Annotated in this window: 37 protein-coding genes; 3 read left to right on the top strand and 34 right to left on the bottom strand. The window is 39.4% G+C overall.

The features are described 5' to 3' along the window. Positions 1–291: 291 nt before the first annotated feature. The 27 genes from CYJ36_RS17730 to CYJ36_RS17610 all read right to left on the bottom strand — a co-directional run bounded on the left by CYJ36_RS17730 (position 292) and on the right by CYJ36_RS17610 (position 16920). Positions 292–486: a hypothetical protein gene (locus CYJ36_RS17730; protein WP_101568593.1), complete on the bottom strand. Its 195-nt coding sequence runs from the start codon at positions 484–486 to the stop codon at positions 292–294. Positions 487–854: 368 nt separating this feature from the next. After that, entirely contained in the window at positions 855–1904 is a 1050-nt protein-coding gene (locus CYJ36_RS17725; protein ID WP_101568592.1) for a toxic anion resistance protein, read from the bottom strand. Next, complete coding sequence (locus CYJ36_RS17720; protein ID WP_101568591.1) at positions 1901–2557, bottom strand: 5-bromo-4-chloroindolyl phosphate hydrolysis family protein; 657 nt, start codon at positions 2555–2557, stop codon at positions 1901–1903. The genes CYJ36_RS17725 and CYJ36_RS17720 overlap by 4 nt, the downstream gene beginning before the upstream one ends. Positions 2558–2867: 310 nt before the next feature. After that, positions 2868–3284 (bottom strand): gas vesicle accessory protein GvpU, encoded by a 417-nt coding sequence (gene gvpU, locus CYJ36_RS17715; protein ID WP_101568753.1) that lies wholly within the window; start codon positions 3282–3284, stop codon positions 2868–2870. Positions 3285–3311: 27 nt separating this feature from the next. Then, entirely contained in the window at positions 3312–4103 is a 792-nt protein-coding gene (gvpT, locus tag CYJ36_RS23810; protein ID WP_180850434.1) for a YtxH domain-containing protein, read from the bottom strand. 14 nt (positions 4104–4117) lie between these two features. Continuing rightward, the gene (locus CYJ36_RS17705; protein WP_101568590.1) at positions 4118–4450 is read right to left on the bottom strand and encodes a gas vesicle protein; all 333 of its coding nucleotides are present in this window, start codon (positions 4448–4450) and stop codon (positions 4118–4120) included. A gap of 28 nt (positions 4451–4478) precedes the next feature. Continuing rightward, a complete protein-coding gene (locus CYJ36_RS17700; protein ID WP_101568589.1) occupies positions 4479–4763 on the bottom strand; it encodes a gas vesicle protein K in 285 nt (94 codons plus the stop codon). After that, positions 4735–5004: a gas vesicle protein gene (locus CYJ36_RS17695; RefSeq protein ID WP_101568588.1), complete on the bottom strand. Its 270-nt coding sequence runs from the start codon at positions 5002–5004 to the stop codon at positions 4735–4737. Before CYJ36_RS17695 ends, CYJ36_RS17700 begins: the two co-directional genes overlap by 29 nt. 20 nt (positions 5005–5024) lie before the next feature. Beyond that, positions 5025–5834 carry a GvpL/GvpF family gas vesicle protein gene (locus tag CYJ36_RS17690; protein WP_101568587.1) on the bottom strand — a complete coding sequence of 270 codons (810 nt, stop codon included), beginning with the start codon at positions 5832–5834 and terminating at the stop codon, positions 5025–5027. A 4-nt stretch (positions 5835–5838) separates the two neighbouring features. After that, positions 5839–6102: a gas vesicle protein GvpG gene (locus tag CYJ36_RS17685; protein WP_101568586.1), complete on the bottom strand. Its 264-nt coding sequence runs from the start codon at positions 6100–6102 to the stop codon at positions 5839–5841. Position 6103: 1 nt separating this feature from the next. Further along, on the bottom strand, positions 6104–6871 hold the full coding sequence (locus CYJ36_RS17680) for a GvpL/GvpF family gas vesicle protein (RefSeq protein WP_101568585.1): 768 nt from the start codon (positions 6869–6871) through the stop codon (positions 6104–6106). A 14-nt stretch (positions 6872–6885) separates the two neighbouring features. Continuing rightward, positions 6886–7812, bottom strand: coding sequence for a gas vesicle protein GvpN (gene gvpN, locus CYJ36_RS17675; protein WP_101568584.1), 927 nt, complete (start codon positions 7810–7812; stop codon positions 6886–6888). A 28-nt stretch (positions 7813–7840) separates the two neighbouring features. Next, complete coding sequence (gene gvpO, locus CYJ36_RS17670; protein WP_101568583.1) at positions 7841–8104, bottom strand: gas vesicle protein GvpO; 264 nt, start codon at positions 8102–8104, stop codon at positions 7841–7843. An 84-nt stretch (positions 8105–8188) separates the two neighbouring features. After that, positions 8189–8449, bottom strand: a complete 261-nt coding sequence (gene gvpJ / locus CYJ36_RS17665; protein ID WP_101568582.1) for a gas vesicle protein GvpJ — start codon at positions 8447–8449, stop codon at positions 8189–8191. 20 nt (positions 8450–8469) lie between these two features. After that, positions 8470–8937, bottom strand: coding sequence for a gas vesicle protein GvpQ (gene gvpQ / locus CYJ36_RS17660; protein WP_101568581.1), 468 nt, complete (start codon positions 8935–8937; stop codon positions 8470–8472). A 26-nt stretch (positions 8938–8963) separates the two neighbouring features. Beyond that, complete coding sequence (gvpT, locus tag CYJ36_RS17655; RefSeq protein WP_257962525.1) at positions 8964–9449, bottom strand: GvpT/GvpP family gas vesicle accessory protein; 486 nt, start codon at positions 9447–9449, stop codon at positions 8964–8966. A gap of 39 nt (positions 9450–9488) precedes the next feature. After that, positions 9489–9755 (bottom strand): gas vesicle protein GvpJ, encoded by a 267-nt coding sequence (gene gvpJ, locus CYJ36_RS17650; RefSeq protein ID WP_101568580.1) that lies wholly within the window; start codon positions 9753–9755, stop codon positions 9489–9491. A 322-nt stretch (positions 9756–10077) separates the two neighbouring features. After that, positions 10078–10683 carry a YfjD family protein gene (locus CYJ36_RS17645; RefSeq protein ID WP_257962524.1) on the bottom strand — a complete coding sequence of 202 codons (606 nt, stop codon included), beginning with the start codon at positions 10681–10683 and terminating at the stop codon, positions 10078–10080. A gap of 76 nt (positions 10684–10759) precedes the next feature. After that, entirely contained in the window at positions 10760–11281 is a 522-nt protein-coding gene (locus CYJ36_RS17640; RefSeq protein ID WP_257962537.1) for a YfjD family protein, read from the bottom strand. 53 nt (positions 11282–11334) lie between these two features. Beyond that, positions 11335–11892, bottom strand: coding sequence for a DUF5381 family protein (locus CYJ36_RS17635; RefSeq protein ID WP_101568578.1), 558 nt, complete (start codon positions 11890–11892; stop codon positions 11335–11337). 56 nt (positions 11893–11948) lie between these two features. Further along, entirely contained in the window at positions 11949–12497 is a 549-nt protein-coding gene (locus CYJ36_RS17630) for a DUF5381 family protein (RefSeq protein ID WP_224773362.1), read from the bottom strand. Positions 12498–12513: 16 nt separating this feature from the next. Next, positions 12514–13299, bottom strand: coding sequence for a hypothetical protein (locus CYJ36_RS17625; protein ID WP_101568577.1), 786 nt, complete (start codon positions 13297–13299; stop codon positions 12514–12516). Positions 13300–13307: 8 nt separating this feature from the next. After that, positions 13308–14552, bottom strand: a complete 1245-nt coding sequence (locus CYJ36_RS17620) for a glycine zipper domain-containing protein (protein ID WP_101568576.1) — start codon at positions 14550–14552, stop codon at positions 13308–13310. Between the two features lie 40 nt (positions 14553–14592). Next, positions 14593–14742 carry a hypothetical protein gene (locus CYJ36_RS23805; protein ID WP_180850430.1) on the bottom strand — a complete coding sequence of 50 codons (150 nt, stop codon included), beginning with the start codon at positions 14740–14742 and terminating at the stop codon, positions 14593–14595. Between the two features lie 406 nt (positions 14743–15148). Continuing rightward, a complete protein-coding gene (locus CYJ36_RS23800; protein ID WP_180850428.1) occupies positions 15149–15292 on the bottom strand; it encodes a hypothetical protein in 144 nt (47 codons plus the stop codon). 9 nt (positions 15293–15301) lie between these two features. Beyond that, on the bottom strand, positions 15302–15622 hold the full coding sequence (locus tag CYJ36_RS17615; protein ID WP_101568575.1) for a WXG100 family type VII secretion target: 321 nt from the start codon (positions 15620–15622) through the stop codon (positions 15302–15304). A gap of 422 nt (positions 15623–16044) precedes the next feature. Next, positions 16045–16920 (bottom strand): phytanoyl-CoA dioxygenase family protein, encoded by an 876-nt coding sequence (locus CYJ36_RS17610; RefSeq protein ID WP_257962523.1) that lies wholly within the window; start codon positions 16918–16920, stop codon positions 16045–16047. Between the two features lie 104 nt (positions 16921–17024). On the opposite strand from CYJ36_RS17610, the gene CYJ36_RS17605 reads away from it, so the two are divergent. Further along, a complete protein-coding gene (locus CYJ36_RS17605; protein WP_101568573.1) occupies positions 17025–17903 on the top strand; it encodes an AraC family transcriptional regulator in 879 nt (292 codons plus the stop codon). Positions 17904–17999: 96 nt separating this feature from the next. On the opposite strand, the gene proC is transcribed toward CYJ36_RS17605, so the two are convergent. The 3 genes from proC to CYJ36_RS17590 form a co-directional block, all read right to left on the bottom strand. After that, complete coding sequence (gene proC / locus CYJ36_RS17600) at positions 18000–18842, bottom strand: pyrroline-5-carboxylate reductase (RefSeq protein WP_101568572.1); 843 nt, start codon at positions 18840–18842, stop codon at positions 18000–18002. 397 nt (positions 18843–19239) lie between these two features. After that, positions 19240–20397: an ABC transporter permease gene (locus tag CYJ36_RS17595; protein ID WP_101568571.1), complete on the bottom strand. Its 1158-nt coding sequence runs from the start codon at positions 20395–20397 to the stop codon at positions 19240–19242. Beyond that, on the bottom strand, positions 20387–21136 hold the full coding sequence (locus CYJ36_RS17590) for an ABC transporter ATP-binding protein (RefSeq protein WP_101568570.1): 750 nt from the start codon (positions 21134–21136) through the stop codon (positions 20387–20389). Before CYJ36_RS17590 ends, CYJ36_RS17595 begins: the two co-directional genes overlap by 11 nt. Positions 21137–21326: 190 nt before the next feature. Here CYJ36_RS17590 and CYJ36_RS17585 point away from each other — a divergent pair, with 190 nt between their 5' ends. Then, entirely contained in the window at positions 21327–22025 is a 699-nt protein-coding gene (locus CYJ36_RS17585) for a LytR/AlgR family response regulator transcription factor (RefSeq protein ID WP_101568569.1), read from the top strand. A 13-nt stretch (positions 22026–22038) separates the two neighbouring features. Next, complete coding sequence (locus tag CYJ36_RS17580; RefSeq protein WP_257962521.1) at positions 22039–23019, top strand: sensor histidine kinase; 981 nt, start codon at positions 22039–22041, stop codon at positions 23017–23019. 33 nt (positions 23020–23052) lie between these two features. Here the strand turns inward: CYJ36_RS17580 and CYJ36_RS17575 are convergent, their stop codons facing one another. The 4 genes from CYJ36_RS17575 to CYJ36_RS17560 all read right to left on the bottom strand — a co-directional run bounded on the left by CYJ36_RS17575 (position 23053) and on the right by CYJ36_RS17560 (position 26695). Next, positions 23053–23889: an NAD(P)H-hydrate dehydratase gene (locus tag CYJ36_RS17575; RefSeq protein ID WP_101568568.1), complete on the bottom strand. Its 837-nt coding sequence runs from the start codon at positions 23887–23889 to the stop codon at positions 23053–23055. Between the two features lie 15 nt (positions 23890–23904). Further along, positions 23905–24693 carry a cytochrome c oxidase assembly protein gene (locus CYJ36_RS17570; RefSeq protein WP_374702828.1) on the bottom strand — a complete coding sequence of 263 codons (789 nt, stop codon included), beginning with the start codon at positions 24691–24693 and terminating at the stop codon, positions 23905–23907. Then, positions 24689–25156: a DUF2243 domain-containing protein gene (locus CYJ36_RS17565; RefSeq protein ID WP_101568566.1), complete on the bottom strand. Its 468-nt coding sequence runs from the start codon at positions 25154–25156 to the stop codon at positions 24689–24691. The genes CYJ36_RS17570 and CYJ36_RS17565 overlap by 5 nt, the downstream gene beginning before the upstream one ends. Positions 25157–25369: 213 nt before the next feature. Next, positions 25370–26695, bottom strand: coding sequence for a GntT/GntP/DsdX family permease (locus CYJ36_RS17560; protein ID WP_101568565.1), 1326 nt, complete (start codon positions 26693–26695; stop codon positions 25370–25372). Positions 26696–26771: the final 76 nt, after the last annotated feature.

Genomic DNA, 26771 nt, shown 5'->3' with positions numbered 1-26771 from the left:
GAAATGATAAATGGCAAGGGAGCCGATCGTGTTCCCTTGCTCGTAAAAATCATTGCAATTATAGTGATTGGCAGCGGAGCAGCGGCTACCATCTTCATGTAAAAAAGCAGGAACCGAAAATGGTAAGTAGTTCAGTTATTGTGGAGAAAATCTAAATTTACAAGCTAAATAACATTTAAATTCACAGATTAAATCACACACAAAAAAGCTCAGAGTTTATTGCTCTGAGCTGGTCTCTTTTAAGGAGTTAATTCCATTAAATCTCCCTATTATGAAATAGATGGGCTATCGTTACGCACCATTTCGTTCTTTTATTTGATTAAGAGTTATCATCAAACCAGTAAATCCCGCAACAAAGGAAGGCGGAATACTCCACGCAAGATAACCCCATTGCCCTGTAAACATTGATATGAAGAGAAAAAGAATTGGAAAACCTACTAATACTATTAAAGAAACAAATAGTGCAATTTTGTTGTTATTTTTCATAGCGAGCCTCCATTCAGATAATAAACGTCAATTAAACTGCCCGTAACGGAACAAAAGCATTTCTTTTTTTATATTTTAACATAAATTACCTATTCCTTCTGTTTGTTTTTTAACACACTTCAAATAACAACCTTTATCGCATCAAAAATAGTCAAGTGACAACAGCTATTGTCATACTGTTAATTGGTATGCTATTTAACTTGTTAATTCGTTAATGGAAACAGGTAGAACCCTTACGTATCAACAAAAAAATCGAGTATAAAACCTTTGCGATTTCATACTCGATTTTAAATGCTAATTCTATTGTTTCTCCACGTTATCTGAACTACTTACGAAAATGGTTCCTGCTTTTTTATTTATGAAGCTCTTTAAGCACGCAGCTTCTGCTTAAGTTTATTTTCTTTTACAATCAGCTCAGCTTCAGCTTCCTCACGCTTACTTTTTCCCTCTCCATAAATTTGCATTGTTTCCTGAATGGAAGCTTGTAAATTTCCTTGTATCTCTTTTAGTGTATCGAGATCAAAATGCCCGAGCTGTGTTCCTCCAATGAGATTGGCTTGTTTTTGAAAGAGATCATTCGCAGATTCTGAAACCTTTCTTCCGGCATCTGCTGCACTGCTCTGTCTAATTAAAGTTAATGCAATCGACACTTGATTCTTCCAAAGAGGGATCGCTGTTACTAGAGAGGATTGTATTTTTTCGGCAAGCTTATGATTGGTTGTTTGAATCATCCGAATTTGCGGTGCACTCTGAATCGTAATCTCCCTGCTCATTTTCAAATCATAAATCCGAGCCTCCAATTGGTCGGCAAATTGCAGAAGATCGCTCATTTCCTGCTGCTTCATTGGGTCGTGAGTACCTTCTATCACTTTTTTCTGAGCAGGTATGGATTTCGTGTGCAATTCCTCAAGCTTTAATTCACCAGCTGCAATGTACACATTTAGGGATTGAAAATATTCTTTGTTATTTTCATAAAGCCGGTCCAGCATGACAATATCGGATAAAAGCATATTTTTGCTGCGCTCGAGCCTTACACTGATTCTGTCAATCTGCGCCCCCGTTTTATGGAATCTCGAGAGCACCTCCTGAATTGACTTTTTGCGCTTACCAAACAAACGCGCCAAAAAAGAGGTCTGCTCCTGATGTAAATCTTCAGGATTAACCTCATTCAGGTTTTTCATGAATTCATCCAGAATCTCGCCAACCTGGCCAATATCCTTGCGCTGTACCTGCTCAAGCATGACATTCGAGAAGGCAAGCAGCTTTGACTGCGCCGGCAATCCATATGATACGAGCAAAGCATGATTCTTCGGGTTGATTTGTTCAGCCAGCCGATAGGCCTTATCTTTTTCCGCTTCTGTGAGCAAATCAATGAGACGATTCTCATTTACTTGCTGAAAAAAATCGATTTCGTTCATTTGAATTTCCGGCTTTCATCGATCATTTTGGCATCTTTATTTGTCTTTATCGAATGCTTCGCCACATCAATTTCCAAATGAAGCTGATCCACATCATCCTGAACCATCGTATACAAATCCTGCTCAATTAGACGGGTCAGCTCAGTAAGAGTATTTCTTGTTTCATTTAAGGACTTTTCAAGCTCCCAATTCTTTTTTGGCTGCGAGGATAAGAAAACATACTTCTCTGTCAGCTGCACCGCTGAATCTAAATGGGAAAAATAAAATTTCTCCGCTTTGTAGAAGCGTTTTGGCTCCTTGATCGTCAAGGTGTATATTTTTCTCGCCACACGCACAAGCGCAATACGCTCTTTCAACGAAGGCAGATGGCGGATCGTCAAGAGTGTTTTCTGTAAGCGAGCCATCTTCGGCTTCGCCTCATTCAGCTGCTTTTTAATGTATTTATAATCTTTTCGTGTAAGAGAATTTTTCTTCAAAAAACGCGAATTCATACTGACTGAAGCAATCGAATAAGCGGAAGCCCCTCCAGCAACGGAATATGCCGCTGCCAGCAAAAACGGCTGATCAAAACCAAATAAACTTACTGCCCCCGCCGTCCCTGCAGCAGGTATCGCAGCCATCATCCGAACACTAAACGCCACTAACGGGTTCATGGTCAATCGACTCCTTACATAAAGTCATCTATTTATATACGTATGTATATGTTCAAGGGTTTCAGTCCTACAGGAATAAAAATGGAAAATCGTTCTTTATGTTTAATATACAGCATAATAGCCCGTTTTTCTATTGGTCGGTGAAAGTATTGGGTTGTAGGGCTTGAGACGTAGAAAGCTTTCGGATCGTTTTTAATTACATAACTTAATTTGTATACTCATTCATTTCAGCACTTCTGCCCTGTATAGTCAATAAACAAGTCCACACTTAAAAACAGCTGGGAAACATGCCCCCAGCTGTTATTCTAAATTATTCTGCTTTCTTGTTTGTCGTTCTCGTTTCCGAAATCTTTCCGAGGAAAAATCCGTCGATCTCTTTTAATTTGCCTCTCCAAAGGATTTGTCCTTTTGAAGGTGTCGATTTGCTGTCACCAATATACACCTTTGTGTTTTTCAAGTGAATGAAATGTGCTTCTGCATCTCCATTCGATTCGACTGATTCACTTGCAATCGACAGTTGTTCACTTAATTCTTGGGCAATTTCACTGCCATCCTCAAACGTTTCGCTTAGGGCATCAAAGTATTCTTTTGCGGAAACCATTGTACCTGAAATGACTGATCCTTTCACATTTAACGTAATATCTAGAGAAAAGGCATGTTTATTTGAGGCCTTTACAAAGAACTCAAGTACACTGTCTTTTGATGAGGCTGATTCTGCAATACTCATCTCCATGTTTCCTCCTTTCGCACTCAGTTATGATGATGTGTCATCGTCGCTGCTTAGAGAAGTATCTTCTGATTCTCCTTCATCTTTATCTTTTGTTGTTTTTGAAGCTTTTGGCTTTCTTCCGCGTGTTGATTTTTTTGGTTTCTTCTCTTCTTTTCCGTTATATTCCATTTCTTCTTCATCTTCATCTTCTTCATTATCGTCTTCGTTATCGTCTTCGTCTTCGTCTTCGTCTTCATCTGTTTCTTCCGAATCTGCTTTTGATTTGCTTGTTTTCTTCTTGCTTGGCGCTTTTTCTTCTTCTTCGTCTTCGTCCTCATCTTCATCTGCATCGCTTTGACTTAATTGGTTCATTTTTTCCTCAAGCTGCTGCAGACGTTCTTGAAGCGTTTGGTTTTCTTTCTTCAAAGCCTCAAAATCTTCATTTGAAGAGGAGTTTTCTTCTTCAGTTGAATTGTTCGCTGTATCTTGATCTGAGTCATCAGACTGATCTTTATTTTTCTTAAATAAATTAGCAGCCGATGATTTTAAGCTAGATGCCCCTTGCATGGACTTTTCTTTCGCTGATTTTCCAAAGTCTGCAGCTTTGCTTCGCAATTCTTCTGTATCAATATGTGCAAGCAGCTTCTTCCCATTTTCTGGTGTGGCTAAATAACCTACTGTTGCTCCTAAGATACTTCCTGCAACTGTACGCTTGATTGGTGCGCTTTTTCTTGAAGTTTTCTCTTGTGTTGAATTTTCTTTATTTGAGTTCTCTGTTTTCGTACTTTCCTTTGAATTTTCCACCTGTGAATTGTCTAATTTCGTTTGTTCTGCCATTGTAAATCCCTCCATTATTTTAATTGGTTAGCTGTATTCAAACGGTTCGAGCCTAGTTGATTTTCAAGCAGCTCTAGTCGTTCATTCAATTTTTTGTTTTCTTCTTCAAGTGCCTTTGTATTGTTATTCTCTGCTTTTGAACTTAGATAAGGGTCATTTTCCCACCAGTCCATGCCGATTTCTTTTGCTTTATCGACTGATGCGACGATAAGCCGTATTTTAATTGTCAGCAGTTCAACATCGGCAATTCCAACCGTTATATCACCTGCGATGACAACACCTTTATCCAGAATCTTTTCCAGTACATCGACAATCGTACTTGATTGCATATTGCTTTGCACTGCCATTACTTGTCCCTCCAGTGGCCGAATTAGGTTATAACAAGCTGCCTAAAGGGCCGAGATCTATATTCAAGTCTTCGGCGTCAAGACCAAAAACCTCTTTCAATTCTTCCATCTTGTCTTCTAGGTTCATCAGGGCAACACCCAGATTTTCAATTTGCTCTTCCGTCAGCGTTCCACCCTCCACCCGCCTCATCGCATGTCTTTCGACAATCTGCCTCAGGAGTTCTATGACCGTCATCACAAGCTGTGCTAATCCATGTTCAGCATTGTCAGGATCAAGCTGAATCCTACCATTTGTTTGGCTGGCCTGTTGCATCGACTAATTCCTCCCTTTGCTTATCGAATTGGTCAGATGTGACGGGCTTCCGATTGCCTGCCTTTGATTGAACAAGCGTTTCAACAGAAGCAATTAAGACCCGTAAATCCAGATACACCAGATCCACACCTGCTATCGAAATGATTAAATCACCTTTGATTGCCACACCCTTATCGAGAATGACATCTAAAATATCAATAAGTGCAATATCCTTATTTTCAACGGATTCTCTAAGAGACATCTGTCAGATCCCTCACTTTTTTATGAAAAACTGGAGAAATGGTACGCCGGCCATGGGCCTGTGGCTTCGAATCTCCAGCCAGTGCCTCCAAGTTCCTGTTCAAACTGCTTCATTTCTTCCAAAAAGCTTTCCACTTTTGGAATTGGAAGAAGAAACACGCTGTTCCAGGCCATGTTTTCTTTTAGACCTGTGACATCTTTGCTCCAATTTTTCTTAATAGCTGCGTGAAGCGATTGCTCCTTCAGCTTCTCATGCACTTGTTCACAAACTCGATTCTTCTCATTTTCAAGCTCGTCCTCGATCAGCTTATCGATTTTTTTCTTTTCGAAAAACTGTCTTCCGCGCGGCAGCTCGCTAATTTCCTGTTTTTTAGCTTCTATCGCGGAATTATTTTCACTTACTTGCTTTTTCAGTTCATTATCGTCAGAATAGATTTTCACATTCCATTCTTCGTTTCCCTTAAGCATGGAAAGTGTCTCTTCAATCCTCGTTTCATTAGATTGAATGGTTTGCTTCAGACTATCTTCATTCTTATAAATCGTGCAAAATTTAAGCGGAATGATTGTGAAGCTCTTATAAAGGGCAGCAACCATTTCATGATGATGGAACGCTTTTTTCTGCAGCCAGTCCATATCACTGTCGATCTTGTCTTTAATGGCTTCTTCTGAATAATGATCAGAATCCAGTTTGCAAACAACTGCTGTGACATTGTTGATCGGAATGGTGTACAGCTTGCGTTCACCATCAAAGCCTGTGAAAGATGGAAACGATTGATGTGCTGCCGCTTCATTAGTTGGCATCAATCCATATAAATAAATCAAGTCGTCCATCTGCTTATCCCTCGTTTCTTGGTTTCGTCAGCTTATCCCACTCTTCCATTTCCCTGCGCTTGGCAATTTCATACCTTGTCAAAAGCTCATCTTCTTTTTCTTGAAAAGCTTTCTCAGGAATCTCGCCGAGCTCAAACATCATTTGGAGCTGAATGAGCTTTTGCTGAATAGTAGGAAGGTCATATAACTCTTTCTCTGCTTCTTCCTGTACCTTTTGTCCGATTTTAACTACAAGATTCATTGGTGCGGTAACCAATTTATGAAGCATATCAGCTTTCCTCTACTTTTAACCTGATGTTGACAAAGTTGTATGCAGGCCATGGACCGCTGTAGTTAAAATCGACTTTATCTTTCCATTTTTCATGTGCATCATTAACCTTTTGATCAAAAAGCTCCTCAGAATCACGGTCAATTAAGAATGCGGCATTTAAAAGCATTGTTTCTCCAGTCGGTTCATTTGCTTTTGCGGCTTCAGCTGCTTCCTCAAGCGGCGTGAATACCTCGGTTTTCACTTCGTTTTGAAGATCGGCAAATAGTTTCTGGGCAATGCCTCCAAGCTGGATGCGTTCATAATATCCAGCCGCTTCAGACTTGCCTTTCACAGAAGCTGACATCTTTTCAAGCTCTGGATTTTCATTTACTTTTGCTTCAAGCCATTCTTTCTTGCCAATGACTTTTAACCCAACTTCGATTTTTCCTTTAATAGCCGGGAACAGTTTTTCAAACTGCGGATACAAATTTTCCAGCAGGACTTTTACATCTTCTTTGGATTTAAAAACATTTCCGAAGCTGATCGGAATGACTGTATCATTCTTGCTCATGATTGCTGCAACTGCATGCTGATGCATCATCAAATTTTGACGGTTCGGATTATAAATTTTCATTGGAACCGCAGCAGCAACCATCGCTGCATCTTTGTAGCGAATCGTAAAGGTTTCCCTCTCTTCACCTTCAATTTCCACTGTTCCAAAATCCGCGTCTTCTGTCGTTTGAATTCCGCTGAAAATATATATACCCATTTCGTTTTGTTCACTCATCTTCAAACACTCCTCTAATCCTCAGTGACGTCCATTTTTCTGCATTCATCTATAATTAATTTTTCTGCTTCTGCTTTAGAGTCCTCCGAATCTAAACAGCGGCTGATTGGATGACATAAAATATCGATGCATAAGCTTTGAAAATCCGCGTCTTCACCATCTATTGGTATATCTTGTTCTGATGCAAGTTTCGCGATCATAATGGAAGCTCTTAAACTAGGACCGTTATTCTTATCATTTGAACATGATTCACGCAGATTCATAACGAGAGTTGTGATCGCTCTTGCTTCACTTTCCTCGACATCTGTTTTTTCAGTAACAATCATTGTCTCTCTTTCAACATCCTTATAATCAATGAACATTGTAATCAATCGATCCAACAAGGCATCCTGTGTGTCGTACACTCCCGCATACTCAGCCGGATTGCTTGTGAAAATAACGGCAAAATCGGGATGGACCCGGACAAATGGTTCTGTTAATTTAGAGCCGTATAATGGAAGCACACCCTCTTCTAAAATCGATAGAAAAATATTATTAGTAGTAGGCCTGGATCGGGTAAATTCATCGTAAATTAACGTATATCCGTTTTTAACTGCTTCAAGCAGCCGCCCGTCTTTCCACATTTCACTGACGCTTTCGTCCTTTTTATAAACAGATCTTACATATTGATCAACAACCTTTTTGCTCGTATACCCTGTAAAATCTCCAATTAAATCTTTGTTGTTTAATTCGTGATTTCCGTGCATTAGCATGACCGGCCGTTTTCTTTTTTTAGCAAGAGCAAGGGCGAGGGAGGTTTTTCCTGCACCTGAAGGGCCTGTAAAATGAACTGAATATCCGGCTTTCAAGTATTGTAAGGACCGCTTGAGAATATCCTTCGTCTCATCGTCCTGTATCAATGCTCTTGCATCTTTCTTTACCTTTTCTTTTAAGACCGTCATCTTTGCTTCCCTCCTGCCAGCTCATCCCTTACTGTTCCATACCGATCGCGCTTCGGTACCGAATGTCGAGTCTTTTAAACGACGTAACTTCTTCATCTTTATTTAACTGACAATCATAGGTTCCGAGCATTTCATCTTTTGCGTATTTCTTCATATATTCTTTTTCTTCAATGACTTCTACTGTTACTCTCCAACCTTCATCCATCGCTTCCACCGAAGTAATTTTGTGGGGCGGAGCTACATGTTCGCTGAAAAAGTCATTTACATTTTTCATGATTTCTTTAATAGCCATAGTGTCGCCTCCGATTGTTCCTAAGCCATTTTAAGGTAAGAAGCAGGAGCCATTATCAGAACGGCTCCAAGCCAATTGTTTTCCTTAAATACTAAACTGCGAACTTCTTTCATTTGATTGCGCAGGGAGACCTTTTTCTTCTACTTCATCACGAAGCAGACCTACAGCCTCTGCATAACGCAGCCATGTATCCACACTGGCGATAACTACCCGTGCTTCAACAGTCAAGATCTCAATACCGACTACTGATACTCTTGCAAATGCATCTATTACGATCCCTTTATCTAAAATCCGGTCAATAACCTCTGCTAAACTTGAACTGTTGTTGCTTTTTTGAATCGACATTTCTGTATTCTCCTCTCAGGTTAAGATCCAATTGATTTTATATCTGTAGAAGATTTAATATCATTGGAACTTTTGATCTTCGTAGAGCTTTTTAGATCTGTGGAGCTTTTAATTTGATTAACGCCTTTGATGCCTTTATAGCCTTTTACTTTTTTCTTATCATCTTTAGAAGAGATTTTTTCTTGAAAATCTTCACCTGCTTCTTTCACATTTCCAAGCTTATCTCTGACAGACAGCAGAATATCCTGAACCTTTTCTTTCGCTTCTTCAGCTTTGCCGTGAACTTTATCCGCGTTCTCATCTTTTGCATGGCCAAGCTTTTCGGCAGCTGCATTTACTTTTTCCTGCAGCTTTTCTTCTGTCTTCTCGATGAATTTTTCCTTCGCTTTTTCCTTTACCTTGTCTTCTACCTTTTCTTTAATAGGTTCAGGAGTCTTTTCTATTATTTTCTTACCTGCTTTTAAAGCAGCTTTTTTCATTTCATCCATCAAATCACCCCTTTAGGGCAAAGCAATTATTTCTTCGCTTCAATCAACTGATTCAGCATTTCTTCAATGCGCTGAAGCTGGTCGTTCATGTTTTTGTTCTCCTCTTTCAATTCTTCATATTGAGATGAGTCTAATTCCTTATCTTCACTTTTCTCATTTTCCGAAGAAGATTCTTTCTTTTTCTTCGGAGCAAGCAGGCTGCTTAAGTTTCCTTTATCAAGGTAGCCTGTTGCTGTTTGTCTAAGCGCAACCATCGCCTGCTCCGTGATAATCTCCTGCGCCGTTCTTCTTAATTCCTTGCCGGCAACTCTCACTACTTCTGACTGTCCAATACTGCTAAACACTTTTTTACTTGTTTCAGGACTAGAGAGCAATCCGATGCCCGCACCAACCACTCCGCCTAAAATGGCATAATTCAAAGAATTGTGCTGCTTCTCATCTTGTTTTTGTTCTTCTTGCTGATTCGTTTCTTCCTGATTTTCCATTTTTTCTTCCTTATCTTTACTCGCCATGATTTATCCCCATTTCTTCATATAGTAGTAATTCATCTATTAAAAATTAAAAGCTGATTGTGAGCTCCGTTCATTTTTCTGATTTGCAAGACCTTCCTCCTGCACCTCATCACGCAGCAATCCGACAGCCTCTGCATATCGCAGCCATGTATCAACGCTCGCAATGACAACTCTTGCTTCAATTGTTAAAATTTCAATTCCTACAAGCGACACCCTGGCAAATGCATCAATTACAATTCCTTTATCAAGAATCCGGTCAATAACTTCCGCTAAACTCGAACTGTCCGTACTTTTTTGAATACTCATTTCTCTATTAGCTCCCTTCATTGACGATGTAAATTTGGGCAAGCCCTAATCGCTTTGTTATTTGGGTTATACCTTTTAGAAACATGCTTAAAACATCAGTTGGATAAAACAAGAAATAACATTCCATGATTTTCTAGTAATTCTGTTTTGAATTTAAAATTTGCAATGGATAAACCCTGTAAGGAAAGGATTTTTTAAGGATTTCGATGTGGAGTAAGACAAACATTTCAATTATGTTACAAGATAGTTACAAAGTGATCTAGAGGGAATTTTTTTTCGTTTTGGGTATGAAAAAACCCCGTATTCGGTTGGAATACGGGGTTTATTGTTCATTTTTATAATTATATATATACTTACGCTCATACCTTGCATCATCATAAAGTTCTGCTAAATTTACATGTCGATCCCAAACTTTTTTTGCATCTTCTCTCATGTATGGGAAAATATATTGATCTACCAGAATGGCAAAGTCAGTTTCATCGATTAAGTTGTAAGTTCTTATTTTTGTTATTTTTCCATCCAATGATTCAATGATAATGTCATTTATTAAGTTAATTGGATTTCTGACAAATGCTATATTACGTATCTGATTGAATGGAATGTTTCCTTTTTGGAATTGTACATATCCATCTTCGCCTTCAACAAGAGATAACAGAACCTTTCCGGGAATAAACCCTGGCAGACACCAAATAATTAGATAAAAAAATATAGGAAAAAATACAAACCCTCCTGCTAACCAAAGCATTGAGTAAACAGAACTGAATTTTATTCCCTCTATTAAAAGGCTGGCGCAGCCAACAAGTCCTCCTAGAAGTACAATTGCTATCATACTGTAGTAAAATTTACTTCCTTTTACTTGTATTAAAGAATCTGTCTGTTTTATGTTAAGCACATTTATTACTCCTTTAGAGACATAATTTAAGTTCAAAAATTAATAATCTTTTTCCTGTAAGGGCGTCATAAAATAATAGGCCAGCAATTTATGCTGGCCTATTATTTTATCATTACCACTTCATATTGTGCTTTCGTTCAAAGTTCAAATCCTTTAACAATTGATTATTACTTATCCTTCTGTCCCATATTTCTTTTGCTTCAATGCATAAAAAGGGATAAACATGTTCATCAATCGTTGCATAAAATCTATAATCATTTAAGACATTGTATGTTTTAATAACAAAACTTCTATTATTAAATGTATTAATTACTATATTGTTATATAGTGTAAATCTATTTCGTTCTAAATCAATCATCTTTATATCTCTAATTGGTACTGTGAATTTATTTGAAATAATTTCTCCATTATCTCCAGGATGAATTTTAAAAAGTATTTTACCTGGCTTAAACCCTGGTAATCCCCAGAATGTTAGATATGACACAATGGGCAAAAAGATGAGCCCAGTTCCTATATATAAGATAGAATAGCTCGAGTTAAATTTAAATCCTTGGTAAATTAAGAAAAGGCAGACCATTACACCTCCGATTGTAAACAGACCCGACCATACACGCATATAGTTTGATGGCTTTATATGAATTACTTGTTTACCAGCTCCATAACTCTTAAAGGCATATGTAGCAATCCTTAACCTTTGATACCGGTTTCTCTCTCATACTTTACATTCTCATATAATTTATCCAAGTTTACCTTGCGATCCCAAACTTGCTTAGCTTCAGGGGTCAAATGCAGGAAGATGTATTTATCCACGATTACCGCAAAATCAGTATCATCAATCAAATCATAAGTTGGAATTTTTATGACTCTTCCGTCGAAGGTTTCAATGACCATATTATTTACTAGATTAAGCGGATTACGTACTAAATCTATATTGCGAATTTGTTTAAATGAAATGTTCCCTTTTTTGGTTACCAGGTAGCCATCGTTTCCTTGGAACAGTGAAATTAAAACCTTTCCAGGGATAAGTCCTGGAAGAAACCAAATAAACAAATAAAGATAAATAGGAAAGAAAATAAATCCTCCAACAATCCACAAAAAGGAGAAAGCTGAGCTGAACTTTAAACCATCAAAGATTAAGTAACTTGTTCCCAGCAAGCCGCCCAATATAAAAGCCGCGAGAATTCCATAATAGAATTTGCTTCCTTTTACTTGAAGATTCGACCCACTTGATATTAAGTTAAGCAAGGATTTCTCCCCTCCAAAAATAAGCCTATAAGATACAAGGTATTAGTTATAACTATTTACTGCTGATTTCTTTCATAGTTAATATCTTTTAATAATTGATTATTGCTAATTTTTCGATCCCAAACAATTCTCGCTTCATCAGTCATATAGGGAAATACATAACGGTCAATATGATCAAAAAACTGTACCTCTGCAACAAAATTATAGGTCTTTAACTTTATTTTTTTCCCTTGGTAGGTTTCAATAATAACTTCATTCAGCAAATTAATAGGGTTTCGCTTATATTCTATATTCCGAATCTGTTTAATCGGCACAGATTGTTTCTTTGAAGTAATTTCACCTTGATTCCCTTGATGAATTACAAAAAATGTTTTTCCTGGAATAAACCCAGGAAGTGCCCATAAGGTTTCATAGATAAAAAATGGAGATAAAAGTAATCCTCCTGCCAAGTAAAGTACTGCATACTTAGATTCAAATTTCAAACCGCTGGTAATTAATACGTAGCATGCAATTAAACCTCCAAGTATAAATAACGTCATACCTACATACATGACCTTGGAGGCTTTTACTTTAATTTCTTTTCCGTCATATGTTGTACTAGACAAGATGTTTTCCTCCTTGTTAAACAGAAATGGATTGGTTCTTAAATAAAATGTCTTTTAATGGACGTTGGTTCCAATTTTGGAATATGTAATCATTCTCAGGACCTCTAGATACAAACCAAGTTCGATCCTTACCTGGAATAATAAAACAAACATCCATTAAATCTGGCATGTTTTCTTTATCGTATTCCATGTATAAGATACTGTCCATCTTACAATTTCTTGACTTTAAATCAATTAAAAATTCATCATAAAAGTGATTTTCCAACAATTCTTCTTTAGTAGCTGTTTGAGATTCAATGTTCTGGCTTAAATTCCCTAAAAGTTCCTCGAATTCTTCAATTTTTATTGAGAAAAGAACCTTACTTTCTTCATTATCGTAGTTGCCATCAAAGTAAGAATTAATTGTATTAAATAATTCTTTTTCAGACACTTTACTGATTTGATGTACCTGCTGTTCATACAACAGCCTATGGAGATAAAAACTATCTCCTTTTCTATGATACGATAAGGAATCTTCGGTTTCTGATTCCAAAATGAATCTAGAAGCTTTAACAGTACTCTCTGCATGATTAATTATATGAATAAAGTCAACAATTTCGTTTTTTAACTTATAAAGATTATCTTTTTCTTCAACCATATTTTTAGCCATTAAAGATCTAGACGCACACTCCAATATGAGTTTAAGCTCAGCGTCCTTCATATCAGGAAAATAAACTTCTTTTAACGAAATGCCTTGTTCATACAATCCCTCACTATAGAATGCAAAGATTAGTTCTTCAATACTTAATTGAATTGATTTCATAAGTCCTCCTAAAAAGAAAATTTATTTTTTAAGAATCCTGTTGCTCCTTCTATTAAAGAATTCGCAGTATCTTTTGCTTTGGATAGCCCATTTCCAATATCTTTTACTTTCCCTGCTGGATCTGCAATCGCTTCTTTTATATGTTTATTCGCATAATCTTTCATATTATTTATACCTTCTATTGCTTTTCCAGCTTGTTCAAACCCGCCTTTAGCAAGATCTAATCCAAATTGAATAGGCGTTTCCAATTTTATAGCTACCTTCTCTGCAAATCCTGCAGTAAACTTTGCAACGTGTTCACCTACTAAGCCCCCAACAAACGAGCCTGCTGCAGCTCCTACTACAGTACCTACGGGTCCTACCATACTTCCTATTGCACCGCCTACTACAGCTCCTCCTAGAGAACCAGCCGAAATGGCAACAGTGTTGTTAACAGCGTTTCCGACTGCTTTGGCATTCTCTCTTTTCAAAACATCAGGCATACTTGAATACTTTGAATAATTTTCGGAAATCTTGAGTCCCATACCGCCTATTTCCATAGCTCCTGTCACTATAAGTGTACTTGCCACATTTGTTCTGCCAAACTTTAAAGCGGTTTTTCCAAGGTCTTTAGCCATGGAAGAGTTGACACTCCCATTCACTAATCCCTCTACTACTCTTTTAGAACTGTTAGTAAAATTCACAACATCACCAGGCAAATACTTAGCATATTTTTTATGTACAAGATCCGCAAAAGGAGTATTCTTATATTTTCCTGAAAGAAAGGTCAAGCTAACTAATCCTTTAGCCACTCTTTTATACTTTGAGCCATCTACAACTTCTGAAAATTGACTGAGTGCACTCATATGACGGAATGAATAGATCTCATCTGCATTTTTAGCAAATTGAGTGAAACCTAAGCCATAATAAGTAAGCTGCCTAGAAACCAAGCCGCCCATTGCAACCATCGTACCGTATTTTTCATGCATATTAAAAAGCCGCCCAAGCAGGTCATCTCTTTCAGCAAATTTATTGGCAGTCATTCTGACATCTTGCTCCATCTCACTAAGCCTATTTACAAGTGCATTGCCTGTTCCCCACGGGTCACCCACTTGATAGAAACAATGGCTGTATTCTGGGGGAACACTCATAATAAGATTGGCAAGATCCATATGCAGGCGTTTAGCCTCATCATCGATATCAGACATTTTAAAAACAATTTGATTTGCAAGTTCGTCAAGACTATTAGGATCAACTGAAATTTTATTACTCATTTATTCTTCAAACCTCATTTCTAGAGCAATTATTTAATGTTCAAATCATATTAATAAACTGATAACCTAAAATTCCAATTTGCAAAGGGATTATAAAAAAATCTATACATCCGGGTAACATACAGCCGCCTCTTGCAGCATTCTCATCTTCCTCTTTGCTTCTTTTATTGTTCTTGTCATTTTTACTCATTTTGCACCTCTGCATTTCTTTCTTTTATCTGGGGCTTCATACCGACTCTTTGGTTACTACATTTCGGGTTTTGACCTGCTAGAATCAAACCATTATTATATTAATTGATAGAATTGATATCCTAATATCCCTATTTGCAGCGGAATTAAGAAAATATCAAGACAACTTGGGAAACATCCTTCGTCACCCGGTATATGTCTTTTTTTCTTACGATTATAATTAGGATCATGATCATAGCGATGATTCATTTTGCACCTCATAAAATCTGAAATGATATCTTAAAATACCAACTTGCTAAGGGATACAACTAAAATTAATACATCCCGGCAGCATCGTCACCCTCATCTTTGCTCATTTTTCTATTATGTTTGTTTCTCATTATCCACCCCAAAAAACGATTTCATTTTCATATAATCTGAATCAAGTGATAAGCAACGATGCTGACTTGAATCGGAATGATAAAAAAATCAACACACCCCGGCATGCAGCCGTCATTCATTCCCTGCCGTTCATCCACTTTCTTTTTCTTTTTCTTAGTATGATTATTCATGGTACATCCCTAATTCTCATCCAAATTTTTTAATCGCATCATTCTTTCAAGTCTCTCCAATTCTTCCTGTCTCTCAATCTCTTCACGGACACGATCTACGGAGTCTGCTGCGCTTTGGAGTTCTCTGCTGATGTCATAGAGATTGTCAGAGTGTCTTTGGAAAAGGACGCGCGCTTCTTCTAAAGCTGAATCGAATTTATCACGGCTTTTTCCTGACCACGTTGCAGCTTTATCATCTACTGCTTGCATAAGATTGGTTTCATTAAATTTGACAGTATCGGATGCTTCCTGAAACACCCTTGCCATGGCTCTTACATGTTCCGAATTCACGTCTTCACCTCATACCTTTTATGTATAATACTTAAATTTCTTTTGATAAGTTTCCGTTTTTTTGCACATAAGAAAATACTACTAGAAAGCCCATTTAATTTCCATAAGTCTCCAGTAACAAATTGTAAGCCTGTTTTCTCAATTTTACGTGTGTTTTTAGTAACAGGAACAACTGTGTATCTGTTTCATATTTTAAGATAGCAGGTCTTTTATCCCGAATGGGCAGTGCCATATATACTAATTTTCTTTACCACCTATCCATTATATGTAAACTTCATTTTTGGAATTTTTTTCTGTTTTTGTAAAAAAATTGATTGGATCCTTCTTTAAATACATCATGGTTCAGTAAATTCACATAAAAAAACCCTTCAATATGAAGGGTTTTTCCATTTGGTATATTGTTCTTCGATTTGGAAATGTGTTTACTGATCTTTATGATAGACTAGCGGATTTAATGGTGAATTCACAACATCTCCTGTTTTTAATCCGGGCATCCATTGCTTCAAGTCATTCTGGCGTGCTTGATGATCAATTTCAGAAACTGTAGTCCCATCAGCCATATAAATGATGGTCATCACTTCACGGGTTATGTCCGTTGGATTGCCTGGAGCACTGTGAAGCGTCCAGCCGTAATGAAAGGTTGCGTCCCCAGCAGACATTGCCCCATGTGTTACTTTTTCAAAACCTTTTCCATCAATGTATTCGCCAAGGGTTCTATGAGATTCATCTGAAATTCCCAGCTTGCTGATGTACCCCTTTTTATGGGATTTTGACGCAAAGGACATGGATCCCATTTCCTCTGATATGTCCACTAATGGCATCCACAGGGTAATGGTATTCGAAGTTTCGATTGGCCAGTATGTCTGATCCTGATGCCAAGGGGTATGCCCGCCGCCAGGCTCTTTATACAAAGCCTGATCATGATAAATTCGCACACCTTCAACACCAAGTAATTCAGCAGCTATTTTGGCAAATCGTTTAGCCAAGACGAACTTCTCGGTATTTTTTGATTGGGTCCATAGGTTCATCACCTGTACAAATGCTTTTCCATATGTGTCTCTTTCATTAAGGGGGGCAATTCCTTTCATGTGTTCCTGAACAGACTCATTTATTGCTTTGCGGAATTCGATCATTTCATCTTTGGTCACAATATTTCTCAGGCAGACATGCCCATTTTCCTGAAAATATATGATATCTTCCTGTGACAGCGGATAGCTGCTTTCAAGCTTTGGCAATGACTTTTCTTTTTGATCCTTCATTTCAATCCCTCTTTTCGATTGATTTAGTAATGTGTTCATTATAGAGTGATAATAGAGATTGAAGTTTCATTTTTTTGAGCAGCAACATGCAATTTATTGATATTTTTTTTTATTTGCAAAACTACTTTTAGGAGGGGAATTGAGTGGAAATAAGAAGAGAAACCCGTTCATATGACCCCTTATTTCCGTTTACCCTCTTGTATATGATGATTGGAGAGCCTGATCAAAAAGTCAATTTTCATCACTTCCATGATTGGTATGAGATTGTGTATGTTCATAAAGGAACGGGATCCTTCTTAATTGATAAACAATTTTATTCCATGAAAAAAGGAGATCTATATGTAATTCCTGGAGATATTATTCATCATCCAAATCCATCAGCAGTTGAACCATATGTGTGCAGTGTTCTTCTATTTCACCCGCATATGATTCATTCGTCAGTGCTTGGCGATGAAGTTTCCTACTTGGCTCCATTTGAACAAACAATCAGAGACTCCAGGCATTGTCTCTTGCTGACAGAGAATGAACAGAAAGAAGCAGAGAAAATTTTCATGGAAATGAATAAGGAGGCAGCTTCAGGTCGGGTCGGAAGCAGACATGCCCAGCTTCTCCACCTTCATTGGATCCTTCTGATGATCAGCCGGCGTCCAAAAGAGGTTGCCAGGCAGCAGCGCGCTCATCATCACTCAAAAAGCGAGCTGTGGATGAAAGAGATCCTGCTTTATATTGATGATCATTTGCTTGATGGAAATTTAAATTTAGGAACTCTTTCAAAACAGGCGCTTGTCAGTCAGGAGCATTTCAGCCGGGTTTTTAAAAAAGTAACCGGCGTATCCCTTCCTTCTTATATAGGAATGAAACGGCTTTATAGAGCAAAAAATCTTCTTCTGAATTCAGATTACCCTATATCTTATATATCGGATTATTGCGGATTTAAAAGTCCGTCTTATTTTCATCATAAATTCCGCGAAGAAATAGGCACTACACCCGGCGATTACAGAAAACGAAACCAAAATAAGTAAAAGGGCAGAATTCCATTGAGAATTCTGCCTTTTATTGACCTCTTACCTCATTTGCCCATTTCCAGTTATCATATATTTAATCGTTGTTACGAAGGTTTAAGACGTCACCAACGCTCCTGCCATTTCTTCATTAAGCTCTTTCGATCGTTTCGCTGCATGATGAATCGCCTGTGATATGGCTCTGCCGCCATTATGTTTCTGCAAAGCATCAAGTCCTGATGCAGTCGTTCCATTTGGTGAAGTGACTTTTTCTCTGAGACTAGCCGGCGCTTCGTCATTCGCCATAATCATCTTGGCTGCGCCTAAAATTGTTTGGGCGACAATATCTCGGACCATCGCTTCATCCATACCCCTTTCGACGCCAGCACGCTCCATATGCTCCATTAAATAATAGATGTAAGCAGGACCGCTTCCTGCAATTCCTGTGAAAATATCCATCTGGTTTTCTTCAATTAAAAAGACTTTTCCCATACAGCTGAGCAGCTCTTTCACAGCAAGCACGTTGTCCACCGCCGTATGTCTGCCAGGGCTTAAGGCTGTAGCCGATTCTTGAATCATGCTCGATGTATTCGGCATCACGCGCACAACCTGCTGATCAATATTTGAATGCTCTTCCATAAAAGTTGTTGAAATACCCGCTAAAACAGAAATCACAACCTGATCCGCTCTAACTTTATTCTTTAGTGCTTTGAGTGCATCCGCTGCGCCCTGAGGTTTCATGGCTAAAATAAACAAATCAATTTCTTCGTAAGGCAAGGCATTCTGATGTACCGCATTCACTCCGTACACATGATTCAATTCTTCAAGCCGCAATTGATTGCTTCTATTTGTGACATAAATGTTTTCTGCCGGAATGATGCCGACCTGTACAATCCCTGAAATCATTGACTCTGCCATCGAACCTGCCCCTAAAAATGCAACTGTTTTTTCACTTAACATAATGAGCCCCCTCAAAAAATCTGTTCGTGTCCGTTCGTATTTTTTCAACGTTTATTATCGTAACATGCTGAGAGATAGATTCAAGGGAATACAGGACAATTATAAGGAATAGACCGAGATAGTGAAGGAAAGCGCTATCATTGAGGGGTTACCAATGAGTGAATTCGTTTAAACAGGAATAATCGGCTGTAATCGTGTTATTTGCGGATATTTGAATCTCGGTCTTTAAAGTTAATGGTCGTATGGATAAAATTGGGAAAATTAAAGTATTTTAGCCATTTCGGCAAGTAAGAGGCCGATTGTGGAAAGTAAATCTGGTGAAAAAGAAAGTATTCTGCCTGAATTGGAAAGTATTCAAAAAAAGTGCCTCATTTCATAATGAGACACTCTCTGTCTTTTAGTTCATAACCCACTTATCCTTCATAAACAGCGCTCTTCCGATTAGAAAAGCCGTTGCCATAAACAAAACGTTGCTGCCAATCGCGATAAGGATGTGATCATACTGAATGACGCCAAACAGCAATTCTTTCAGAAGACTGAACAGGTTCAGAATCGGAATCGCAAAGTGATGGAATGCAAGCTCATTGATGCCAAGGTTTGTTGTTGTAAGGGCAGGGATTGTAACAAGCATCATGATCGGTGTGCTATAGCTCTGCGATTCTTTTACTGTTTTTCCGATAATGCTCGTCACCATAAGCACAGATGCAATAAACATGGAATAGATGACAGAAATAAGAATAGCAATGCCGATAATCAGCGGCGCATCGTCACCGAATGATACAGCTTTTCTCAGGTTTTCTGTTAAAAAGGCTATTTCAAGCGCTACTACAGCCAGTGTGATCATACCTGTAATGGTCCCTATAGATGAAATGGTCAGCCATTTTGAGAAAAGCAGCGTCGACCTGCTCACTGGAGTCATTAAAAGCGCCTCCATTGTTTTCTTCTCTTTTTCTCCAGCAAAAAGATCGGATGCAGCAGGACCAGCCCCGATGCCGACTGCTAATGCAAGAATCATCGGAACCAGAAGCGCAAGTAAGTTAATCGTAGGGTCTTCTTCCGATACTTCTTTTTGTTCAATGGAAAACGGCTGAATAAGGGATGGATCTGTGCCCTCTTGAGCAAGCCTCTCGGAAACAATCGTTTTTTCATAAGCAGTCAAGGCACCTGATACGAGTGTCATAAGAGTGGAAGAATTTTGACTGAAGGAATCCCCAATGATTGTGATGGATGCTGCTTGATCGTCCTCAATCTTAGCTGTGAAATCAGAGTCAAGAAGAACGGCTGCCTGGGCTTCACCTTCTGTAATGGCTTCTTCGGGATTCTCCGTTTTGACTATCTCCACATTTTCAAGAACACTGAAAATGTCTGCTTCCGCTCCGCTTATTTTTTTATCAAGAGCCAAAGTGTACGTATTGCCTTCTCCGTCCGATACTAAACTCTCATAAAAAAGCGTTAATCCAGTCATCATGATAATCGGCAGCAATACGGTTAAAAATAACGTTCTCCGATCTCGGAAACAGTCCTTCATTTCTTTTAAATAGATATCAAGAAGCATAATCATCTCTCCTAACAAGCTTGCTCATGAAAATATAATTCAGATCACGGCTGCCTTCTGTTTTATAAAGACTTTCAAGATTTCCCTGGTAGACAAGTTCTCCCTTGTGCATCATCGCAACAGAGTCGCACAGCATAGAGACTTCTTCCATGATGTGGCTTGAAAACACGATCGTTTTTCCTTCTCGCTTCAGCTGATAAACGAGCTGGCGGAATACGTTAGATGAAGTAATATCAAGGCCTGTTGTCGGTTCATCAAAAAGAATGATTTCGGGATTATGAATAATTGCCCTTGCGATTGCCACTTTTTGGCGCATCCCTTTTGAAAAGCCCCCGACTTTCCGGTTTAAATAGTCCCTCATGCCGAACATCTTTGCCAAGTCATCGATCCGCACCTTTGTCTCATGCTTGCTTAGTCCATACAATCGGGCAAAGTATTCGAGGTTCTCCCGAGCAGTCAGGCGATCATACAAACCGGTTTCCCCTCCGAACAGTACACCAATTCTTTTCTTGATTTCACCCGGTTCTTTTAACGTGTCATAGCCTGCAACACTTACCTGGCCTTCAGTTGGAGAAAGCAGAGTTGCGATCATCCGCAGCAAGGTTGTTTTTCCCGCTCCGTTTTCTCCGAGCAATCCGACAACTTCTCCTTGCTTCATGGAAAAAGAAACGTGCTTAAGTGCTGTTACAAATACTTTTTTATCTTGAAATGTTTTTGTCACTTCATGAATCTCAATCATCGTTATCCCACCTCTTTGTTTGTCTTCTTGTCATTATCATACAAACAATTGGGAGGGGAATCTGCACTTCTGTCGCGAATAGTCCATTTGATGTCATGAAAATGCCAAATAACCCCTTAAAAATGGTAAGATAAAGAGAATCTTACTTTATGAAGAAGTTCAGCAATACGATGGCAGGTGAAGCATATCAATGAAAGTTGGACTAGTAGACGACCGGTTTATCGATCTTGATAAATTAAATGGAATTATCGCAGGCATACCGGATGTGGAAATTGTGTTCTCCACACAATCGGCTGAGGAGGCATATGAGCATATAAAGAAAGAGGCAGTTGATGTACTGATTGCAGATATTGAAATGCCGAATCTGTCAGGCTATGAACTAGCCGATGTGATTCATTCGCATGCGCTGAATATATCGGTAATCTTTGTAACCGGAAGCAGCGGCTACGCCGTTCACGCATTTGAACTGAATGTGCATGACTACATTATGAAGCCTTATCCGAAGGAACGGCTGATCAAATCCATTGAACGATTGAAGGAAAAATCAAAATCAGCGGAAATCGCCGGAAGACTGTATTTAAAACAAAAAAATGACATTCATATCCTTCAGAAGAAAGACATCATTTTCATTGAACGATCGGGCAGATCAACGACCATCTATACCAAATCAGGCTCTATCAAGACGTACCTGACGCTGAATGAACTTGAAGGAGAACTGAGAGAGCGGGATTTCATTCGTTCCCACCGGTCATTCATCATCAATATCCATTATGTGAAAAACTTTTCGCTGTACGCCAAAAATTCCTACATCGTGACATTTGAAGGCTTGGATGCACAGGCCATGATTACGAAGGAAAAAGTGGATTTCTTGCAGCAGCATTACTTTTAAAGGCGGGGAAATCGTGAAAACGCAAAAATTATACTGGGCATTCACAGCCGTCCTTGGAACAGTTCATCTTCATGCTTTAGCCATGAATCTTCCTTGGGAAACGCCTATTTATTTTACTAGTTTACTAGCCTTCGGAATCGCTTATTTTCTTTATAAAAAATCCATTTTGAACCTCAGTGTTCTGAATGTGAAATGGCATCTTGTTTTATCCTTTATGCAGCTGATTCTCCTGTCTATCTATGCAGCGGATCTGCCTTCCTTTATGGAGCTTGTCCCTTTTCTGATTTTTATCGGACTAGAAACGGTCCGGCAAGCCGGTTCAAGGAAGCTGAACATTTTATCTCACGAGCTTCAGCAGTTTGAAGAACAGCGGGATCACTTTAATGAAACGTTCAGAATTGTCCGAAGCGAACGGCATGATTTCCTTAAGCATGTTTCTGCTGTTCATTTCCTGCTTGAAAACGGAAAAAACAAGGAAGCAAAAGTCTACTTGGATGAATTAGTTGGAGGATATGAAGAAACGAACCTCTCGATTAAAGGAGAACGGGGAATTGTGGCAGGAGCGCTGCATCAGATGTATAAGCGTGCCCAAGCGGCCGGCATTTCCATTGTCTATGATCTCGACCTCCCTCTATCATCCCTGCCGTTTTCAGACCATAACATCGTGACCTTGATCGGCAATCTTCTATCCAACAGTATCGATGCAAGCGAAGAATGGCAAAAAACACATAACGAACAGGCACAGATTTCCCTGCAATTTTATAAAAAAAGCGGTCTGTACATATTAATTTGCAAAAATACCGCGTTGCCCATTCCAAACGATATTTTGGATCAATTGTATGAAACATACGGGATCACGACAAAATCGGATGGACATGAAGGCCTCGGCACGAAAATTATTCATGATATCGTGAACGGGCACCAGGGATATTTAGATTTTGTTTATAAAGAAGAAGAATTTACGGTGAAGATTAAGGTTCCCGCCATCAGATAAAAAGCCCAGCTCATAAATGCAGCTGGGCTTTACCTATTCAAATCTCTTCCAAACCTCAGGAAGCAGCTCCGTTAATTCATGGGCCAGCATTGTATGTGCCGACTTATCCTCCGTCCATTTATCCGCACAAGCTCCATGAAGAAAAACAGCATTTAACACAGCATGCTTCCATTCCTTATGACAGCACAGCATCCCAAGCATCATCCCTGTTAACGTGTCACCCGTTCCGCCCTTCGCAAGCGCACTGTTGCCTGTCGGATTTGTCCAGGCTTCACCATCCGGGAAAGCGATGATGGTCTCGTTTCCTTTTAGAACTATAGTTACACCCAGCTTCTCAGCCCAAATGAATGCATGGTGCGAGCGATTTTGCTGAAACTCCTTCACTTCTATTCCCGTTATTTTTGAAAATTCACCCGGGTGAGGAGTCAGAATCACAGGTGCCTTTCTTTCACCATACGTACGATCAGATAGTGCTCCCGCATCCAATATGACAGGACATCCCGATTTAAGCAGCTGCTGAATGGCCTTTTCTGTTTCTTCATTAGGTTCTAAACCAGGTCCTGCTGCAATGGCCTTGTACTGCTCCAAATTAACTGTGCCTTCTGCCGTTTTCTCCAATCCATTCCTCAAATAGGTTGCTTCAGGCAAGACAGGAACAACATATGGGATTACTTCTTCTTCAGTCCCTATTACAAGCTTGCCAATTCCGCTTCGCATTGCTCCCAAGCCTGACAGCAAGGCAGCTCCGGGCATATCCTTGCTTCCCGCTAAAAGAAGACCGGTTCCGTAAGTCCCTTTGTGACCAGAATCTTCTCGTTTAGGGAGGGTTGATCTTACGTTTTCTTCTGTCCAAAATGGTTGAGAAGTCATAAGGCCACCTCATTTCTAAGTTAATGATAGCTCTCTGATACGAGGACGCGCTGCCCGGTACCACTGCAGGCAAAGTATATAAATAATCATAATATCAATGGCGTCTCCCCCATAGTACATCAGCATTCCGCCAGCCTCAGCCTGCTCTGCGGATACTCCTGATGGAGGATGCGCATAAATGTACTTAGACAAGATACCATGGCCTCCGAGTGCCAGAACCAGCACGATTGACCTATAAACAAAGCTGGTCCTATGAGGCGCCGGATCAATATAAATCATAGATACAGTAAACAAATAACCTGCTATGAAAACATGAAAATGGATAACAATATGGAGAAGGGCATTCTGATGCATAGAGGCGTATAAATCCGTTGTATACAGGAGCCAAAGTCCCCCTACATTAAGCAAAGCGGCAACAATCGGGCCACTCAGTACTCGTACCGGTAAGGTTTTCAACACACGTATAAGCCACCTTGCCTGTTTCACTTTTAAAGTGCGCAGGGCAAGAGTCATTGGTGCGGCCAGCACCATGAGCATCGGCGCCAGCATGCCTAGAAGCAAATGCCCGAGCATGTGCGCGGTGAAATCCATATGAGCCCGATTTGCTAAAGGGCCTATCACTGATAAAAGCGACACAAGTATTCCTATAATCCAGAAAACTGTCCGGTAAAAAGGCCATTGCTTGCGGCTGCGATTGGATAAAAAAACAGCCAAACAATATAAAATCAAGGCAATAACAAACGGCAGGGCCAATAGCAGCTGAGATCCGATTCCAATTGCATGGTGTGAATGGTGCATACTAATCCGCCTTCCGATTTTTTGTCTGGAGGATGAGAATGATGCCGACAATCAGCATCAAAGCTGCGATGATATTCCAGACCCAATCATATATGTACACATTCTCCACGTAACGAATTTGATGCAGCCCCATCATCTTATGCTGAACGGTGCCATCATACAATTGAAAGGCGCCTGCTCCGACTAACAGCCCTCCAACCCACCTCTTGAGCCACAATGCATTTCTGCGTTTAAGATCCGCAAACAAAAATAACCCTCCGATTGTCGCAAGCCAGCTGAACGCATGAAATAGACCATCCGAAACCAATCCGATATCCGTTGTCGATTTGTCATAAAAATGATGCCAGTGCAGAAGCTGATGGAATATCGTTTCGTCGATGAATGCGACAAGTCCTAGGCCAAACAAGACCCCTGAAAGCAGATTGCGGGAAGAATATGCCTCCCTTTGATCCGAATTTGCAGAATCCATAACAGGGTACCTCCATTCCAAATGTTTACCATTAGAATTCCCCTTTTACTATCTGGCATAAACGTTTTCCTAAGAATGCGCCAGCTCAGAAGCACTATCAGCAATTAAAATATATAGTTGCTAATACAAGCATCTATATATACATTACATACCAATCTCTTATAAATTTTAAATAAAAACCCCCTCTGCAGGCATGCAGAGGGAGCATTGGTTTTATACGAACATATCAAACAGCAAAACAGTTCCAAAAGCGATAAATGAAAGCAATGTCTCTAATACGGTCCATGTTTTAAAGGTTTCTTTTACAGTTAACCCCAGATATTCTTTTACCATCCAGAAACCGGCATCATTTACATGTGAGAACATGAGCGAACCTGCACCAGTCGCAATGACCAATAATTCCAAGTTCACACCGGACATGTGCTCAATAATTGGTGAAACGATCCCGGCAGCGGTTGTTAATGCGACCGTTGCCGAACCTGTCGCAATTCGAATTAAGCCTGCTACCATAAATGCTAAAACAATGGGAGATAAGGATGCCTGCTCAGACATTTGAGCAATTGAAGTGCCGACACCGCTATCAATAAGGATTTGCTTAAACCCGCCCCCTGCACCGATGATGAGAATGATTGAACCAACCGGAAGCAGGCATTCTTCCGTTAACTTTTTCAATAAGTTTTTATCGAAACCTTGGCGAAATCCAAGGAAGTAGTAGGCTGCAAAACAAGCAATTAGAAGGGCCATTACTGGACTGCCGATGAATAGGCAGAATTTTACGAAGCCATCAGGCAGTGCGATATAAGGCGCAACAACCGACAGAATCATTAAGATAATAGGCAATAAGATAATGAAGAATGAAATTCCTGTACCCGGTAATTTTTTTGATGCCGTGTTTATGCGGATCAGCTCCGGCTCACCTTCAGGAATCACCCGTTTGTGCACCCACTTCGCAAACAATGGTCCTGCAATGATGGCTGCAGGAAGCGCAATAATTAGAGAATAAATCAGGACTTTTCCCATATCGGCCTGATAGATGCCGATAGCCGTCATTGCTCCCGGATGCGGAGGAACAAGTCCATGTACAATGGATAATCCTGCAATAACAGGCAGTGCGATTAATAAAATGTTTTGTTTCGTAGTTTTATAAATTGATATGACCAGAGGCAATAAGATCACAATTCCCACTTCAAAAAATACCGGGATTCCAATAATAAAGCCTGAGAAAAGCATTGCCCACGGCAATCTCTTTACACCAAAGAACCGAATGAAAAAATCTGATACTTGCATTCCTGCACCTGAATCCGACATCAGTTTTCCTAAAATCGTGCCCAGCGCCAAAATTCCAACTAGGTGCCCTAAAACGCTTCCAACACCTGTTTCATATGCTCCAATAATTTTATCCATTGATAATCCGGACATAATGGCCAAGAACAAGCTTGCAACCGTTAAACTAATAAACGCATGCCATTTCCACCATGCTACTCCTAAGATAACAATCACAATCGATAAAAAGGTAACCATTAATAGATAAAGTTCCATATTTAATTCCCCTCCCCTATACAGCAAGCGCTTTCAAAAGCCCGTCAGGAAAAGGAGCTGCATTCCCTTTTTTCCC

This window comes from Bacillus sp. UMB0893 (assembly GCF_002858905.1).
In the GTDB taxonomy this organism is placed as follows: Bacteria; Bacillota; Bacilli; order Bacillales; family Bacillaceae; genus Bacillus_P.
Note: the sequence above shows the minus strand (reverse complement) of the source record. Positions and strands in the feature narration are given on the sequence as shown.